The sequence below is a fragment of the Sphaerisporangium fuscum genome, from assembly GCF_018531465.1.
GTDB classification, from domain to species: Bacteria; Actinomycetota; Actinomycetes; order Streptosporangiales; family Streptosporangiaceae; genus Sphaerisporangium; species Sphaerisporangium fuscum.
On record NZ_JAHDTF010000023.1, the window covers coordinates 184,207 to 200,031 of the forward strand.

General features: G+C 68.8%; 16 protein-coding genes. 9 read left to right on the forward strand and 7 right to left on the reverse strand.

What is annotated here, in order from left to right; translation table 11 throughout:
• Positions 1 to 57: 57 nt before the first annotated feature.
• The 6 genes from KIK05_RS28580 (at position 58) to KIK05_RS28605 (ending at position 5,690) form a co-directional block, all read left to right on the forward strand.
• Entirely contained in the window at positions 58 to 1,230 is a 1,173-nt protein-coding gene (locus KIK05_RS28580; protein WP_214413949.1) for an MFS transporter, read from the forward strand.
• Positions 1,231 to 1,249: 19 nt separating this feature from the next.
• The gene (locus tag KIK05_RS28585; RefSeq protein WP_214413950.1) at positions 1,250 to 1,618 is read left to right on the forward strand and encodes a nuclear transport factor 2 family protein; all 369 of its coding nucleotides are present in this window, start codon (positions 1,250 to 1,252) and stop codon (positions 1,616 to 1,618) included.
• Positions 1,619 to 1,879: 261 nt separating this feature from the next.
• Positions 1,880 to 4,246 carry a sensor histidine kinase gene (locus tag KIK05_RS28590; RefSeq protein ID WP_214413951.1) on the forward strand — a complete coding sequence of 789 codons (2,367 nt, stop codon included), beginning with the start codon at positions 1,880 to 1,882 and terminating at the stop codon, positions 4,244 to 4,246.
• Between the two features lie 67 nt (positions 4,247 to 4,313).
• Complete coding sequence (locus KIK05_RS28595; RefSeq protein WP_214413952.1) at positions 4,314 to 4,739, forward strand: roadblock/LC7 domain-containing protein; 426 nt, start codon at positions 4,314 to 4,316, stop codon at positions 4,737 to 4,739.
• The gene (locus KIK05_RS28600) at positions 4,736 to 5,086 is read left to right on the forward strand and encodes a DUF742 domain-containing protein (protein WP_214413953.1); all 351 of its coding nucleotides are present in this window, start codon (positions 4,736 to 4,738) and stop codon (positions 5,084 to 5,086) included. Before KIK05_RS28595 ends, KIK05_RS28600 begins: the two co-directional genes overlap by 4 nt.
• The gene (locus tag KIK05_RS28605; protein WP_214413954.1) at positions 5,067 to 5,690 is read left to right on the forward strand and encodes a GTP-binding protein; all 624 of its coding nucleotides are present in this window, start codon (positions 5,067 to 5,069) and stop codon (positions 5,688 to 5,690) included. Before KIK05_RS28600 ends, KIK05_RS28605 begins: the two co-directional genes overlap by 20 nt.
• Before the next feature lie 162 nt (positions 5,691 to 5,852).
• On the opposite strand, the gene KIK05_RS28610 is transcribed toward KIK05_RS28605, so the two are convergent.
• From KIK05_RS28610 to KIK05_RS28625, 4 genes are all read right to left on the reverse strand, one after another.
• Entirely contained in the window at positions 5,853 to 6,506 is a 654-nt protein-coding gene (locus tag KIK05_RS28610) for a hypothetical protein (RefSeq protein ID WP_214413955.1), read from the reverse strand.
• Between the two features lie 281 nt (positions 6,507 to 6,787).
• Complete coding sequence (locus KIK05_RS28615) at positions 6,788 to 8,101, reverse strand: hypothetical protein (RefSeq protein WP_214413956.1); 1,314 nt, start codon at positions 8,099 to 8,101, stop codon at positions 6,788 to 6,790.
• 386 nt (positions 8,102 to 8,487) lie between these two features.
• On the reverse strand, positions 8,488 to 9,339 hold the full coding sequence (locus KIK05_RS28620) for a M23 family metallopeptidase (RefSeq protein ID WP_308250160.1): 852 nt from the start codon (positions 9,337 to 9,339) through the stop codon (positions 8,488 to 8,490).
• A gap of 117 nt (positions 9,340 to 9,456) precedes the next feature.
• On the reverse strand, positions 9,457 to 9,594 hold the full coding sequence (locus KIK05_RS28625; RefSeq protein ID WP_214413958.1) for a hypothetical protein: 138 nt from the start codon (positions 9,592 to 9,594) through the stop codon (positions 9,457 to 9,459).
• A gap of 1,294 nt (positions 9,595 to 10,888) precedes the next feature.
• Here KIK05_RS28625 and KIK05_RS28630 point away from each other — a divergent pair.
• Both KIK05_RS28630 and KIK05_RS28635 read left to right on the forward strand, forming a co-directional pair.
• Positions 10,889 to 11,332: a hypothetical protein gene (locus KIK05_RS28630; RefSeq protein WP_214413959.1), complete on the forward strand. Its 444-nt coding sequence runs from the start codon at positions 10,889 to 10,891 to the stop codon at positions 11,330 to 11,332.
• Positions 11,333 to 11,609: 277 nt separating this feature from the next.
• Positions 11,610 to 13,505 (forward strand): pectate lyase-like domain-containing protein, encoded by a 1,896-nt coding sequence (locus tag KIK05_RS28635; protein WP_214413960.1) that lies wholly within the window; start codon positions 11,610 to 11,612, stop codon positions 13,503 to 13,505.
• Here KIK05_RS28635 and KIK05_RS28640 read toward each other — a convergent pair.
• The 3 genes from KIK05_RS28640 to KIK05_RS28650 all read right to left on the reverse strand — a co-directional run bounded on the left by KIK05_RS28640 (position 13,471) and on the right by KIK05_RS28650 (position 15,055).
• Positions 13,471 to 13,644, reverse strand: coding sequence for an MmcQ/YjbR family DNA-binding protein (locus tag KIK05_RS28640; RefSeq protein ID WP_214413961.1), 174 nt, complete (start codon positions 13,642 to 13,644; stop codon positions 13,471 to 13,473). The two genes, KIK05_RS28635 and KIK05_RS28640, sit on opposite strands and share 35 nt — an antisense overlap.
• Positions 13,645 to 13,778: 134 nt before the next feature.
• The gene (locus tag KIK05_RS28645; RefSeq protein ID WP_214413962.1) at positions 13,779 to 14,375 is read right to left on the reverse strand and encodes a CGNR zinc finger domain-containing protein; all 597 of its coding nucleotides are present in this window, start codon (positions 14,373 to 14,375) and stop codon (positions 13,779 to 13,781) included.
• Positions 14,376 to 14,503: 128 nt separating this feature from the next.
• Entirely contained in the window at positions 14,504 to 15,055 is a 552-nt protein-coding gene (locus KIK05_RS28650; RefSeq protein WP_214413963.1) for a MarR family winged helix-turn-helix transcriptional regulator, read from the reverse strand.
• A 137-nt stretch (positions 15,056 to 15,192) separates the two neighbouring features.
• Here KIK05_RS28650 and KIK05_RS28655 point away from each other — a divergent pair.
• The coding region (locus KIK05_RS28655; RefSeq protein ID WP_214413964.1) for an MFS transporter at positions 15,193 to 15,825 on the forward strand (633 nt) is incomplete at its 3' end.

Consider the following 15,825-nt stretch of genomic DNA (forward strand, 5'->3'; position numbering starts at 1 on the left):
TTTGAATGACTTACGCACCGTCTCGTATTGGAATAGGAAAGCTTCGAACGGAGCCCCGTGTCCCCCCGCACATCCACACCCGCACTGCTCACCCTGGCCCTCGGCTACTTCACCCTGGGCACCGTCTCCCTGAGCGTCGTCGGGCTGATCACCCCGATCGGCACCGACCTCCGGGTGGCCCCCGGACAGGTCGGCCTGCTGGTGACCGTCTTCGCGCTGACCTTCGCGGTCGTCGCCCCTCTGGCCCCGGCCGCGCTCAACCGCATGAGCCGCAAGCGGACACTGATCGTCGGCCTGGTCCTGCTCACGGCCGGCGCGGCCCTGTGCGCCACCGCCTCCGGCTACGCCGTGCTCGTGGCCGGCCGCGTGATCGCCGCCCTCGGAGCGGCCGTCTTCGGTCCCGCCGCCTCCGCGGCCGGGTCCCTGATCGTCCCGCCGGAACGCCGGCAGCAGGCGCTCGCCACCGTCTTCGGCGGCATGACGGCGGCCACCGTCCTCGGCGTCCCGCTGTCCACCCTCCTCGGTGACGCCTTCGGCTGGCGACCCGCCCTGCTCGGCGGCGCCGTCCTCGCGGGCCTCGCCCTCGTGCTCGTCCTGCTGCTGGTCCCGGCCCTCCCGGCCGCCGAGCACCCGTCGCTCGCCGCCTACCGCGAGGTGCTCGCCACGCCCGGCGCCTTCGCGACCGTCGGCACCACCCTGCTGATGATGGCCGCGCAGTTCGTCGTCTACGGCCTGGCCGGGGCGTACCTCGCCCAGCGGTTCGACGCCTCGGCCGCCCTGGTCTCCGCCGCGCTGCTGGCCAACGGCATCGCCGGAATCGTGGGCAACACCGCCGCGCCCCGCATCGCCCAGCGGCTCGGCCCGGCCAGAACCGTCGCCACCGGCCTGGCCGGGCTCGCGGTGGCCTGGGCCGCCCTGCTCGTCGCCCCCGCCACCACCGTGGTGATCCTCGTGCTGCTCGCCCTGTGGGGGTTCGCCAACACCCTCTACCACGCCCCGCAGCAGGGACGCCTGGTCACGCTGCTGCCCGAACACCGCGCGCTGATCCTCGCGCTCAACGCCTCCGCGCTCTACCTGGGCATGAGCCTCGGCAGCCTGCTCGGCAGCACGCTCCTCCCGGCCGTCGGCGCGACCTGGCTGCCGGCGTTCTCCCTGGCCGTCCTCGCCGTCGCGGGCGTCACCCACGCCGTGTCGGCGCGGCGCGCCACCACCCCCCTCCCCACCCGCTAGAAAAGGAACGGACAACACGATGACCAACACCCGGCTTGTCAGCGAATACATCGAGCTCGTCTGGAACCAGGGCCGCACCGACCTGGCCGGCAAGTACGTCGCCGACGACCTCGTCCAGCACAACCCCGGCCTCCCCGACGGCCGCTCCGCCCTGGTCGGCTTCGTCGAGGGCTTCAAACAGCAGGTCCCCGACGGCCGCTTCGAGATCCGGCGGGTCGTCGCCGAGGGAGACCTGGTCGTCACGCACAACCTGTTCACGGCCGGGCCGGACGACCGCGGCACCGCCGTCGTGGACATCTTCCGCATCTCCGGCGGCCTCATCCAGGAGCACTGGGACGTCAAGGAATCCGTCCCGGAGACCACCGCCAGCGGCCGCGAGATCGTCTGACCGCCTCCGAAACGGAACGAGGCCGGGACCCCCGACGGGGCCCGGCCTCGTTCCGCGCGTGGACGGCCGGTGAACGTCCGTCACGCCCTCGCTGGGAACATTGATATTCAATCTTCTCATTGCGCACCTTGAAGCACTTCCGCACCAATCGGCATAGTTGTCCAAATCATCGGCGCACCGGCCGTGGATGAGCCTTGGGAGAGCGGCTCTGTCCATGGCTGCCTTCTGGCGCGCCGGCAGCCGCACACTTGGACATGATGGATGAGCACCCCCCAACCGATCCGCTCGAGGCTCCTGAGAATCCTCCTGCTCCCGCTGATCTCCATGATCGCCATGTGGGGGGTCATCGCCTACGGCAGCATCCAGGAGATCGTGACGATCTCGCAGACGCAGAGTCGCTGGCAGGCCATCGGTGTGCCGGTGGCGGAGCTGATCGGTGAGTTGCAGCAGGAACGCCAGCTCTCCGCCGAGGCTCCCGAGGGCACCGGCGCCGACAGGCCGCTGGCCGACCAGCGGCGTGCCACCGACGGCAAGGCCGACCGCGTACGCCAGGTGATCCGATCGATCACCCCCCAGGGCGTGACCGCCGACACTCCGGACGACATCAAGGCTCTGGTGGGAGCCCTGGACGGGCTGGCGAAACTCCGCGAGTCCGCCGACAGCGGCCGGCTCGCCCCGCGCCTGAAGGTCATCAACGCCTACGACGACCTGATCTCCGCCGCCAGCGCCCAGTTCACCGAGGGTGACGTGCTGAGCGACGTGTCGTCCTACCGAGGATCGCGCGGCCTGACCTTCTACACCTCCAGCGGCGAGTACCTCGCCAGGGAGCACGCCGTGCTCACCAGCACCATCGTGCGCAAGAAGATGACCCCCGTCGACCGCGCCACGTTCGTCGCCGCGATGACCGCCCGCAGGCTCGCGGTCGCCAACGCCGAGCGCGACATGGACACCGACCTGCGCGCGCGGTACCAGGACCTGGCGAAGAGCGGCCCCTACGTCCGGCTGCTCCAGGTGGAGGACAGGCTCTTCGGGTGGGACACCCATGGCGCTCCCCCGGTCGAGTCGTCCACGTGGAAGAGCGACGCCGAGGCCATCCTGGGCAGGATCAACCGGGACACCCAGACGGAACTGGCCCACAGCCTCGTCGAGCGGCAGGCGGCAAAGGTCGCGGAGTACTGGCGGATCGGCCTGTACCTGGGCCTCGGCCTGCTCGCGGTCGTCCTGTCGATCCTGCTCTCCTACCGGTTCGGCGCCTCCCTGATCGACGAGCTGAAGCGGCTGCGCACGTCGGCCGCGCAGCTGGCCGAGGAACGGCTGCCACGGCTGGTCGAGCGGCTGCGCAGGGGCGACGACGTGGACCCGGCGACCGAGGCCCCCGCCCTGGAGTCCGCGGGTACGGCCGAGGTCGACGACGTCGTGCACGCGTTCTCCGCCGTCCAGCGCACCGCCGTGGAGGCCGCGGTCAGCCAGGCGACGCTCCGCAAGGGCGTCGGCCAGGTCTTCCTCAACCTCTCCTGGCGCAACCAGGCGCTGCTCCAGCGGCAGCTCACCCTCCTGGACACGATGGAACGCCGCGTCGAGGAACCGGACATCCTGGAGGACCTCTTCCGGCTCGACCACCTGACCACCCGCATGCGGCGGCACGCGGAGAACCTGGTCATCCTTTCGGACGCGACCCCCGCCCGCCGCTGGCGTGACCCGGTGTCGATCTTCGACGTGGTCCGCAGCGCCGTGCTGGAGGTCGAGGACTACACCCGGGTCGTCGTGCCGCCCATGCCGCACGCCCCGCTTCTGGTGGGCTCGGCGGTCGCCGACGTGGTCCACCTGATCGCCGAGCTGGTGGAGAACGCCACCCTCTTCTCGCCGCCCGACACCGTCGTCCACGTCCGGAGCGTGACCGCGGCCAACGGATTCGCCCTGGAGGTGGAGGACCGGGGTCTCGGCATGAGCCAGAGCACCCTCGACGAGCTCAACGCCAAACTCGCCGACCCGCCGGAGTTCGACCTGGTCGACAGCGACCGGCTCGGCCTGTTCGTCGTGGCCAGGCTCGCCGGCCGGCACGGCATCAAGGTGGTGCTGCGCCGCTCCCCCTACGACGGCACCACCGCCATCGTGCTCCTGCCGCCGAGCCTGATCGCCACCCCGTCGTCCGGGACCCCGGCCGCCGACGGCGCTCCGCAGGCCGGGCGTCCGGCGGTCACGGCTCCGGCGGTACGGCCGCTCGGCGCCGCGCCGCAGCCGGGGGCCGCCACCGTGTCCGACCTCTGGAACCTGCCCTCCGATGCCGACGGCAACGGGCTCGGCCACGACGGTGACGGCGCCGAACCGCCGTCCGAGTGGTTCCTGGCCGAGCGCCGTCCGTCGCCCCCCGAGCCCCCGGCGCCCCCGTCGCCGCGCCCGGCCCTGTCGGTGCCCAGCGCCGAGGACGACGACCTGGACGGCCTCCCCATGCGCGTACGACAGGCCAGCCTGGCGCCCCAGCTGCGCCGTACCCGTCCCGAAGAGCGGCGCGAGGTGTCCACCCGGTCGCCGGAGGAGCTCCTCTCGCTCATGTCGTCCATGCAGCGGGGCTGGCAGCAGGGCCGCGACCAGGCAGGACAGGACGGCGCCCCGCCCGGGCAGGCGTAGGCCGACCGCCCGGGACGCCGTCCCCACAGGAACACAACCCGCGGAACCCGAAAGGAGGGCCGTGCCCATGGCCGACCCCAGACCTGAGTTGAGCTGGCTGCTGGACGACCTGACCCAGCGCGTCCCCGGAATCCGTCACGCCATCGTGCTGTCCGCCGACGGGCTCGCCATGGGCGGCTCCAGGGAGCTGACCCGCGAGGACGCCGAGCACCTGTCGGCCATCTCCGCCGGCAGCCACAGTCTCGCCATGGGGGCGGGACGACATTTCGGCCTCGGGGGCGTACGGCAGACCATCATCGAGATGGAGGAAGGCTTCCTGTTCGTCACCGCCGCCGGACAGGGCGCGCGGCTGGCCGTGCTCGCGTCCGGCGACGCCGAACTCGGGATGGTCACCTACGAGATGGCGCTGATGGTCAAGCGCGTCGGCGAACACCTGTCCGCGCTGCCGAGGGGCGCGGCTCCGGCGCCCGCCTGGAACGGTGCCAGATCGTGACGGGAGAGGATCCCGGGCCGCTGGTCAGGCTCTTCGGCCTGACCGGCGGCCGTGCGCGCCCATCGGGCGAGACCTTCGACCTGGTGGCCATCGTCACGACCGTCGACATCACCACCGAACCGGCGGAGATGATGCCGGAGTACCTCGCCGTGCTCTCGATCTGCCGCAGGCCCACCCCGGTCGCGGACGTCGCGGCGCAACTGAGGCTGCCGCTCAACATCACCCGCGTGATCCTCGGCGACCTCCGGCGTGACGGCCTGGTGACCATCGACCGACCACAGCCTGCCGTACAGGCGATCGACGAACGCATCTACAGGGAAGTGCTGCATGGGCTACGCAGCCTCTAAGCCGGGAGACGCAGCCACCCCGGCGATGGCCATCAAGATCCTCATCGCGGGCGGCTTCGGGGTCGGCAAGACGACGATGGTGGGGACGATCAGCGAGATCCGCCCGCTGCACACCGAGGAACTGCTGAGCGAGCAGGGCGTCGGCGTGGACGACACCTCGGGCGTCGAAGCCAAGATCACCACGACGGTGGCGCTGGACTTCGGCCGGATCACCATCCGGGAAGGCCTGTGGCTCTACCTGTTCGGCACGCCCGGCCAGGACCGGTTCTGGTTCATGTGGGACGAACTCGCCCTCGGGGCCCTGGGCGCCGTCGTCCTCGCCGACACCCGGCGCCTGGAGGACTGCTTCCCGGCCGTCGACTACTTCGAGCAGCGCGGGCTCCCGTTCGTGGTCGCGGTCAACTGCTTCGACGGCGCCCGGCGCCACGACCCGGTGAAGATCCGCCGGGCCCTCGGCCTGGACGGCGTCGCCCCGATCGTGCTCTGCGACGTCCGCCGCCGCGACTCGGTGAAGGAGGTCCTGACCACCCTTGTCACCTACGCGGTGGGCGGCTCCTTCGGCGACCTCACCCCGACCGGCCCGATGAACGCCACCCCCGCCTGACCGCCTCCTCGCCCCGGCAGGCTCTCACCAGTCACCTCCCGCCCCGCCACGGCCCTACCCCCGCCAGTCACATCCCTCCGGTCAGGCGCCCCCTCACCCGGCGCCGGGGCGGCGGGAACGCCGTACGGTGAAACCGGCGCCGCCGTACTACCCAGGGACCGCCTACCCCACCTGGTACAGCCAGTACGACAAGCTCTGTGAAGCACCGGGCGGCCGGTAGGCCTCCAGCGTCGCGCCCTCGTATCCGTAGGTCGTCGAGACCGTGCTCGTGGTCCCGGTCTCGTAGTCCTCGTACTTCTCTTCGTAGTTCTTCGTGATGAACATCTGGCTGGTGTCGTAGACGCTTTCCACGATCACCCGCCCGGATCCGAACGCGTCGATGAGGTCCTGCCGGAACAGCTCCAGACGGGCCTTGCATCCGGTGCACGGCCCGATGTTGCCGACCACCACGACCCGGATGTGGGAGCCAGGAGGGAACGAGGAATGAAGCCCCTCGATCCAGTCCCAGGCTTCCTGCAGAACGGCGACCTCGCTGTCCTGCTTGGACATGCGCGCCTGCGCCTTGTCGACGCGTCCCTGGAAGCCCCGGCCGGCGTCTTTGGTCTCCGTCAGGGAGTAGCGCGTCGTCCCCCCGGAACGCGCTCCCGCTATCGGAGTCTTGTAGCTGTGTGTCTCGTCGAAGGAGAGGTTTCCGTTGACCATGACCAGTGCCCGGGAGAATAGGCCCGCGCCCTTGGTATGGATCTCTGCCAGCGACTGTGCGACCTGCGGTGCCGCAGGGTCAGAGGTGAGGGCTTCGGGGGGCGTCGCGGTCATCGTGGTCCTCCTTGACCGGGGAGAAGAACCTCAGCCTTTCATCGGGAAGGGTGCTGTCAAGGGACCTCAGTGCCGGGCCTCCACTCTGGTCCGTGCATGAACCCCGAAGTAGCGAGTCGGCGCAGGTCAGAACCTTGATCGAAGAAGGTTTCCCGACTCCCGGGAAGGGAATCCCGCACCTTACTGGCCCGTAGATCAGGGCCATTGTCCACTTCTGCCGTACTGCCAACGTCACTCACAGCTACTTCACGACTGGTGACCCGGACCCGAGCGGAGGCCCCTTAGCGGATTCGCCACAGGGTTGCGTGTTGGGAGGGGTCGATACTCCCTTGGTAGTCGACGTTGCGGCCGATGTACCCTGCCGCGTACACCTCCGAGGTCCCCGCACGTTTGACCAGCTTGGAGACGAACGCGTGTTGCCCCTTCCCCGCAGGCAGCCGCGTCCGGGTCCAGCGTCCTCCCGACAGGTGCCACAGCTCCGCCGCCCCCCCCTGCGACGCCACTACCCAGAGGCCGCCCCTGCCATCGGGCTCTGCGTCATCGAAGACCCAGCTCATCGGCCCCCACAAGCAGGTCCACGCGGCGCCGTCCCAGTGCAGCGCCACAGGTCGGGCACGCAGCGGACCGTCCTCGTAATCATCATCCTCGTTGTCCATGCCCCACTCGACGAAGCCCGTCACCCAGACGTCATCAGGCGCGTTCGCCGCCACGTCGATGGGAAAGGCTTCAGGCGTGCTGCCGAGTGCGGGACCACCCAGGGCAGGCAGCAGGATCGGCTGCCAGCCTCGCCCCATCCAGCGTATGAGCGTCGGCTGGTCGGCTGGTGCATCTCGGTCACCTCGCAGCGCCCAGATGTTGTCACCCTCCCCGCCCACATCGACGACTCCCAAGGTGCCGCGCAACTTGTGGCTCTTCCAACCACTGCCGTCCCAGTGCAGCGCGACGGGATCGCCGGCGAACGCCCACGTTCCGCGGGCGAGAATGCCGACCTCTGCCTGGATCCCCCTGGTCTCAGGTGCGGTGAAGACGACGTCGCTCCAGCGGCCGTCCTGCAGCGTGCCGAGGAACATGCGGCTATTGCCCATCTCGATGACGCCCTCCACCCTCTCAATGGTGCTGCCGAACGCCCAAACCTGCCGAGCCGAGGCCGCACCGAGCACGCCCACATAGTTGACACCGCCGGGGGGGCCGATGGAGGGTCGGGGGAAGTCCTGCCACTCGTTGGCGTACCAGCGGCGAATCTGGGTTTCCTGCCGGCCGCTGGCATCGTCCAGCCATTGGGTCTGCATCCACACCGCGCCGTCGGGCGCGACATCGAAATCGTCGACGAGGTTGGCGCGAGGTAGCGTGGACACCTTGACCCACCCCGATCTCCGGTAGAGCGGCCGGATGTCGCCGGCCGTTGAGGACGGCTGGACACACCGTGCCGGCTTCGCCTTGAGGGGTGGGAGGTCGTGTTGCGGCAATCCGCCCGGCAGGGGGACGTTGGTTCCGTACGGCGTGGCTGCCTGCGGGTGGTGCGGTGTCTCTTTCAGGGGAGGAGACGTGGTGCATCCCGCCAGAAGCAACACGAGGACCAACAGGCTTCTTCCCATCCAATGATCATAGGCGCCTTTTGTCCGGTCAATACGACGTCACGTCACCTGAGCTTCCTCGGCCGCCACCGCCGTCACCACCACGCTGATCTCAGCCGGCCCGGCCATGGTCTCGATCAGCCTCTCTCCGGGGAAAGCTCAGCTCACAGCGAGACATGGTGTGGGCTACGGAGCTGACGCTGGATCGGGAGACGCAGTTCAAGCTGCTGGAGCCGGGTGAACGGAGGAGGCTCCTGGGTGGAAGGCCTACGGCGCGGCGCACTGGACGTGCAGGGCCGCTGTCAGCGACTACTACATGGGGCCTGCTGCTGACATGACCCGCCGGCGAGGACCGTCGCCCGATTCCCACGAAACTCGATCCTCGCCGGCGATCGAATGATCCGGTCTCAGCCGCAGTGCTCGAGGGGGCTGTCGTACTCGGCCGAGCCGATGGAACCGCCCCACTTCACGCAGGTCTTGGCCGCCTTGGAGCGCACCGGTCCCGCGTAGTACTGGAAGCTGCCGGAGTCGGTCTTCCTGGCCTGGCCCTTGACCTCGAGGTACGCGCTGGCGCTGACCTTGCCGTTGGTGCGGTCGCGCAGCGTGACCACACAGTTCTCCCCGGAGGACGCCGAGTAGAGCAGCACGACACGGCCGACCGGGCCGAGGAACTGCGAGTCGATCTCCTTGAAGCCCGCACCGCACACCTGGCCCGCGCTGTAGGGGTTGGCGGGGTTGGCCGGGTCGGGGCCGCCGGTGGTCGGCGGCTTGGAGGTCCCACCGCCGCAGTTCTTGGAGGTCACCGTCTGGTTCGGATACCTGAAGGGAACCCCGTTGAAGGTGGCGCGGACGATCGCGCCGGCAGCCGAGCGCTGCTCGTAGTGCAGGTGTGCCACGATCTTGTACTTGGCCGAGCTGTGCCCCACGGTGCCGATCTTCTGGCCCTGCGCCACGCTGGCGCCCTGGGCGACCGTACGCGAGTTGAGGTGGGCGTACAGGGTCGCGCTGCCGTCCGCGTGACGGATCTTGACCAGGTTCCCGAAGCCGTTGTTCGTCTGGTAGGCGGAGATCTCCACCTTGCCGGCGGCCGCCGCCACGACGGTACGACCGAGGTCGCCGTTGCCGTCGTTCGCGCTGCCGTTGAAGTCGATCTCGTTCCCGGTGTGGGCGAAGCTCTTACTGCTGCCGACCCAGGTCTCCCCACAGGGGAAAGGCAACTGGAAGTTGGGGCCGGCGGCACGCTGCGCGGCGTTGGCCACGCCTGAACCCGCCAATGCCACCATTGCGCCACAAACAGTCACTGTCAGGATCTTCATTCGCACATGGGGCAGGCTGCCACTTACGTGATCAAGCTGTCTACGAGATTCAGCAAACCGTCATCTGGCCGTGGCCGGCGCGACTTCATTCACCCTGCGCCCCTTCAGGTAGACGGCCCCCACCTGAGACATCATCATCGACACGTTGAGGATGATCGCCGCCTTGAGCGCGGCAGGACCGACGTGCTCAAGGGCCATCCACCGCCCGAGCTGCGGACCGAACCGGTGGCGGCGGTACGGCACCGGTGGCGGCGGCCGCTTACCTTCGCCGCCCGCCCTCCCTCCCCCGCTGCGCCTGGCACCACCCCCATCGGCGCCGGGTCGGCGGGGAGTGGGTGCGGTGAGGTCGGCGCCGTCGTACGGCGGGACGGTATTGGGGGTCGCGGAACATGCTCGACGCTGGAGCGCTTCGCGAAGTGGTGAGCGAGGGATGGTGAACGCCTCGGCGCGGTCCTGATATTTCTGTAGTGTCAGCCGCTTCGCCGTTCTCCGCGTATTCGGGAGATCGGACGCCGATGAGAGGGTTCTTCCGTTTCGCCGCCGGGGAGTGATTCACTTCGAGCCGGCCGGCCGGGATTCTTTCCGGTGGAGCTGGATTATTGGAGAGTTATTTCAGTCCCAGGTGGTGCCGGCGGCGCGGGAGTATCCGTCCCAGGTGGTGCCCGCGGTGCGCGAGAAGGAGTCCCAGGTGGTGCCGGCGGAACGAGCCGTGGTGTTCATTTTCTGTCTCTTTTCTGGAGGGCTTTTCATTTCGTCCTTGCACAATCAACTTTGCGGCACCGCGAGCCCCCGGACCAGAGAAATGGACGGCAGCAAGCTGCCCACCGCTGACCACTTGCTGCCATCCCGCTCGACGGCGCCGTTCAGGGCGCTCGCAGGCGCGGCCACGATGCCCGCGAGGGGACACATGAGGAGGAGACCCGGTGCTCCTTGGAAGGTCGTGGGGGACGGGCGCTCTCACGGGGAGGCGGTCCGCAGGGGCGCCGTGCGATGGTCCGGACGGACGGGCCGGGCGCCGGAGGCGACTGCCGGGGTCCTCGACCGATTCACCTGACCGGAATCGGGAGGGGGTTCACATCGATCGGCCGGACGGGCTTACCGTCCATTTCAGAAGGTTATCGTAAAGGCCGGTGGGCGGGGCTTCATCTTCACCGTTGACGGGGAACAGAATTCGAACCACAGCGTTTCAGAGAGGTTCTCACGTATCTTTGTCTTCTCAGTCCCAGGTGGTGCCGGCGGCGCGGGAGTAACCGTCCCAGGTGGTGCCCGCGGTGCGCGAGAAGGAGTCCCAGGTGGTGCCGGCGGAACGAGCGATGGTGTTCATTGTCCGTCTCTTTTCTGGAGGGCTTTTCATTTCGTCCTTGCACAATCAACTTTGCGGCACCGCAAGCCCTCGAACCAGAGAAATGGACGGCAGCAAGCTGCCCACCGCTGACCACTTGCTGCCACCCTGACGCTCGCCCCTTCCGAGCCCGCACCCGCCGCCGGCGGAGTGCCGGCGCTCCCCCTCCGCACACCCTCCCCGGTCGCCGGCCGCGACGACGAGACGGCCTCGGCCCAGCCGGCGGACGAGGAGGAAGTCACTGAAGAACGAAAGGCCGCAGGGACGGCCTGGCCGCTCACCCTCGATCAGGACACCCGTGACCAGCTGGCCGCCGCGGCCCGCACCGGCACGGACGCCACCGAGGTGGCCACGAGGGGAACGATCTACTACGGCGTGATCTACGGCGAGAACCGTGAGGCCGACACGTACTACGTCGTCGCGTCGCTGGAATATCTGCACATGTGGAGCCGCCAGGGCACCGAGGCGTGGCGATACCGAGGCGTCTACGACGCCCGTGTCTGCGCTCCCCCTGTTCCCCAGCGTCTCTATTCGGCGTGGGGGCTGTCCTTCAGCACCAAGGAACCGGGGGTCCAGACCCTCTGCCCGACGTGAGCTGCGGACGGCGGTCGCGCGGCTCGTCCCTGAAATCAAGGGTCACGACGACCATGGCGCCGGATCGAATAACGCGGTAGAAACCTTCCAACACCCATTCTCCGACGGCCGAACGTGAACCAGCCGAGAAGAGAGCGCTCTCTCAACTCCGGCTGCAGGTTCTGCCGTCCACCCCCCGCCCGACTGGAATGCCGATGACCTTGCTGAACCCTCCACCGAGAGAGCGTTCTCTCACCCGTTCACGTATCCCTCGCGCCCCACAGCAAGGAGGGACCGCATGACCCCCAGGCCCCCCGGCGACAGGCGCCTCCCCGGCCGCCTGCGACTCGGCCAGGCGTTCGCGCTCGGCCTCGTGCTCACGACCGCCGTCATGACGACCGGTACGGCCGCCACCGCCGCCTCGCCGGGCGCGAGCGCACCCGACTTCGGCCCGAACGTCACCGTCTTCGACCCGAGCATGCCCGTCGCCGACATCGAGGCGGCACTCGACGCCGCGCACACCACGCAGGTCGACGACGAGATGGGCACCAGGCGTCGCGCCTTCCTGTTCAGGCCCGGCACCTACGGCACCACGGACCACCCGCTCCACATCAAGGTCGGCTACTACACCGAGATCGCCGGCCTCGGCGCCTCGCCCACCGATGTCGTCATCAACGGCAAGGTCGAGGTCTACAACCGCTGCCTGGAGAACGGCGGCACCGGCAACTGCCTCGCGCTCGTCAACTTCTGGCGCACCCTGTCCAACCTGTCGATCACCATCAACGCCGCCGGCCAGGACGGCTGCCGGGCGTCGGCCGACTTCTGGGCCGTCTCCCAGGCCGTGTCCATGCGCCGGCTCAACGTCAGCGGCGGCACCCTGTCGCTGATGGACTACTGCACCGCCGGCCCCCAGTACGCCAGCGGCGGCTTCATCGCCGACTCCAGGCTGCCGTCCGTCACCAACGGATCCCAGCAGCAGTGGCTGACCCGCAACAGCGAGGTCGCCGGGTGGTCCAACGGCGTGTGGAACCAGGTCTTCTCGGGTGTCGTCGGCGCCCCGGACGACTCCGGCTTCCCGAACCCGCCGTACACGACGCTCGCCACCACACCGGTGAGCCGCGAGAAGCCGTACCTGTTCGTCGACGCGCGGGGCAGGTACAACGTCCGCGTGCCCGCCGCCCGCAGGAACACGCGCGGCATCTCGTGGGCCACCGGCATGACACCAGGCCGCACGCTGCCGCTCTCCGACTTCTTCGTCGCCAGGCCGTCCGACTCGGCGAAGACCATCAACCAGCAGCTCGCGCGCGGCAGGCACCTGCTGCTCACACCCGGTGTGTACGACATCGCGCGGAACATCGAGGTCAAGCGTCCCGGCACGGTCGTCCTCGGTCTCGGGCACGCCACGCTCACCGCCGTCAACGGCGCGACCCCGCTCGACGTCGCCGACGTCCCCGGCGTCGTCATCGCCGGTGTCACGGTCGACGCGGGCCCGGTGAGATCGCCGGTCCTGCTGCGGGTCGGCAGGAAGCACGGCGAACACGGCGAGCACCGGGGCCGGGCGGACGACCCGACCACCCTGTCCGATGTGTACTTCCGGGTCGGCGGCCCGCACATCGGCAGGACGGACACCGCACTCGAGGTCAACAGCGACGACGTGATCATCGACCACACCTGGGTGTGGCGCGCCGACCACGGCGTCGAGGGCCTCACCGACACGCAACGGTGGACGACCAACCTCGGCCGCAACGGCGCCGTCATCAACGGTGACCACGTGACGGCCACGGGCCTGTTCGTGGAGCACTTCCAGCAGTACAACACCGTCTGGAACGGCGACGACGGCACGACCATCCTGTACCAGAACGAGCTGCCGTACGACCCGCCGACGCAGGCCGACTGGATGAACGGCGACGTCGAGGGCTGGGCCGGCTACAAGGTGGGCAACCGCGTGAAGACCCACAACCTGTACGGCGGCGGGGTTTACGTCTTCAACCAGAACAATCCGGCCATCCACACCGAGAACGGCTTCGAGGTTCCCGCGAACCCCGGCGTCAGGCTGCACCACGTCATGACGGTGAACCTCAGCGCCGGGACGATCGACCACGTCGTCAACGGTGTGGGCGACCCGGCCGACACCACCAGGATCGGCACGCCGGTGTACCTCACGGAGTACCCGGCGCCGCCTCCTCCTGGCTGACGGAGAACACCGCGGTCGCGTCCCCCTTCTCCATGCCGGTGAAGGCCTTGACCTTGTAGCTCGGTAGCCCGAAGTGGGGGACCTCCTCGACCTCGGGAAGGGCGGGCGCGAAACGGCGAACGTCGTCGGGGGTGATCACAGCGGGGCTCCTTGGGGCTCGACGGGCCCGCGGCCGCGTGGCCCGGCCGCCGGCCCCCTCGGTTGAGTTTGGTCCGGAGAGTACCGCCGAACGGATATGTTCACGACCTGCGCTTATGCAGCCGCCGCTCCTGATCATTCGGTGCCGGCGTGGCGCCTCTGGCGATATGCGGCGGACTTGGACCTGTTCCCGCAGGCGGCCATTCCGCACCAGCGACGCCGCCCGGCGTGAGAGGCGTCCAGATAGAGCCGGCTGCAGTCGGGATGGGCGCACTCGCGGATCCGGGCCGCGTACGGTCCGGCGAACAGATCGATCGCATCGCGCGCGATCGTCGACAGCACCTGATCCAGGTCCCCGCGCCTCCGTACGGCCCCGTCGATCAGGCAGGGGATCATCGACGGGCGCGCCGCCGCGCCGTTCACCAGAGCGACGTCCGCGGGGTCCGGCGTGGCGGAGCTGAGAGCGGCCCGGCCGAGCCGATGGATCGCCTCGCGCAGTTCCCGTATCCGGTCGAGACCGGCTTCATCGACGCGGACCCCGCCGGCCAGCCCGGCCTGCTCGATCCAGCCACGGACGTCGTCGGGGACGTTCAGGGTCTCGATCGGGCGGTCGCGATGGCGCACCTGAAGCGTCGTCGTCAGGTCCAGGCAGAGCCGACCGCTCAGAAAGGCGAACACCTCACCATATTGACCGGTGACGCAGTGGTCTGGCAAGGTTGCGTCACCGGTCAATATGGTGACGTAATGAGAGGTGACCGTGATAGGGATCTCGGTAGTAATGGCGCAGGAACCAACGGATATGTCCACGACCTGCGCTTATGCAGAGGTATCGGGTCGGCGGGCCAGGACCTGGGCCCTGCCTATCGATACAGGCCAGAGGCATATCCGTTGAATTTTCGACCTAAGCTACAGGGACACCGAGGGCTGTCGCCGATGCCGACCAGCACCCGGCGCAGGAGGCCCACCAGCTGATCGCGGTCTGTCTCGTCGAGCGCGGCGAGCATGCGTGCCTCGTTGGCCATGTGCAGGGCGATCACCTCGTCGCATACCTCCACCCCCCGCCGGGTCAGCCGGACGATGACCGACCGGCGGTCGGCGGTGTCGCGGATGCGTTCGACCAGGCCTTTGGCCTCCATCCGGTCGATGCGGTTGGTGATCGCGCCGGAGGTGACCGTCGTCTCCTTCAGCAGGCCGCCGGCGGTGAGCTCGTACGGCTGGCCGGAGCAGCGCAGCAGGGCCATGACGTCCCACTCACCCTTTTCCAGCCCGTGCCGGGCGAAGAACTCCCTGAACTCCTTCTGCAGCAGGGTCACCAGCCGGTTCATCCTGCCCACGATGCCCACCGGCCAGAAGTCGAGGTCAGGACGCTCCCGGCGCCACTGCGCCATCAGCGTGTCGATCGCATCGTCCATCACAAGTCCTCTCAAGAGTAGCAATCTCAACGTTCACAGATTTGACGTTGAGAGAGTGAGTGTGCTGTTATCTTAACGTTGAGATTATCAACCTTGGCAATACTTACCCGGTCTTCACGGCATGAAAGGTGCCAACTATGTCGTCATCCCGGCGCCTGGGGCTCGTCCTGGGCCTGCTGGCCTTCGCCCAGCTCATCGTCGCGGTCGACTTCAACATCGTGTTCGTGGCCCTGCCGCGGATCGGCAGCGGCCTGGGCTTCTCCGCGCAGACCCTGCAATGGGTCGTCAGCGCCTACGCCGTCGCGTTCGGCGGGTTCCTGCTGCTCGGCGGCCGGATGTCCGACCTGCTCGGACGCCGCCGCATGTTCGTCCTGGGCATGACGCTTTACGGCGTGTCATCGCTGGTAGGCGGCCTGGCCTCGATACCCGAGGTGCTCATCGCCGCCCGCGCCGTCCAGGGCATGGGCGGGGCGGTGCTGTTCCCCGCCACCCTGTCGCTGGTCACCACCACCTTCGCCGAAGGCGCCGAGCGCAACAAGGCGCTGGCGGTGTGGGGAACCGCGGGCGGAAGCGGCATGGTGCTCGGCTCCCTGCTCGGTGGCGTGCTCACCCAGCTGTGGGACTGGGAGTCGGTCTTCTTCGTCAACGTCCCGCTCACCGCGCTGGCGATCGGGCTGTCCTTCCCGCTGATCGCCCCCGACCCCGCCGTCCCGCGCGGGCGCGTGTTCGACCTGCCCGGCGCGCTGACCGCCACGGTCGGCGTGACACTG

Coding starts and splice junctions, on each gene's coding strand:
- KIK05_RS28585 (WP_214413950.1), top strand. CDS start 1,250: ATGACCAACACCCGGCTTGTCAGCGAATACATCGAGCTCGTCTGGAAC.
- KIK05_RS28590 (WP_214413951.1), top strand. CDS start 1,880: ATGAGCACCCCCCAACCGATCCGCTCGAGGCTCCTGAGAATCCTCCTG.
- KIK05_RS28595 (WP_214413952.1), top strand. CDS start 4,314: ATGGCCGACCCCAGACCTGAGTTGAGCTGGCTGCTGGACGACCTGACC.
- KIK05_RS28605 (WP_214413954.1), top strand. CDS start 5,067: ATGGGCTACGCAGCCTCTAAGCCGGGAGACGCAGCCACCCCGGCGATG.
- KIK05_RS28610 (WP_214413955.1), bottom strand. CDS start 6,506: ATGACCGCGACGCCCCCCGAAGCCCTCACCTCTGACCCTGCGGCACCG.
- KIK05_RS28615 (WP_214413956.1), bottom strand. CDS start 8,101: ATGGGAAGAAGCCTGTTGGTCCTCGTGTTGCTTCTGGCGGGATGCACC.
- KIK05_RS28625 (WP_214413958.1), bottom strand. CDS start 9,594: ATGGCCCTTGAGCACGTCGGTCCTGCCGCGCTCAAGGCGGCGATCATC.
- KIK05_RS28635 (WP_214413960.1), top strand. CDS start 11,610: ATGACCCCCAGGCCCCCCGGCGACAGGCGCCTCCCCGGCCGCCTGCGA.
- KIK05_RS28650 (WP_214413963.1), bottom strand. CDS start 15,055: ATGGACGATGCGATCGACACGCTGATGGCGCAGTGGCGCCGGGAGCGT.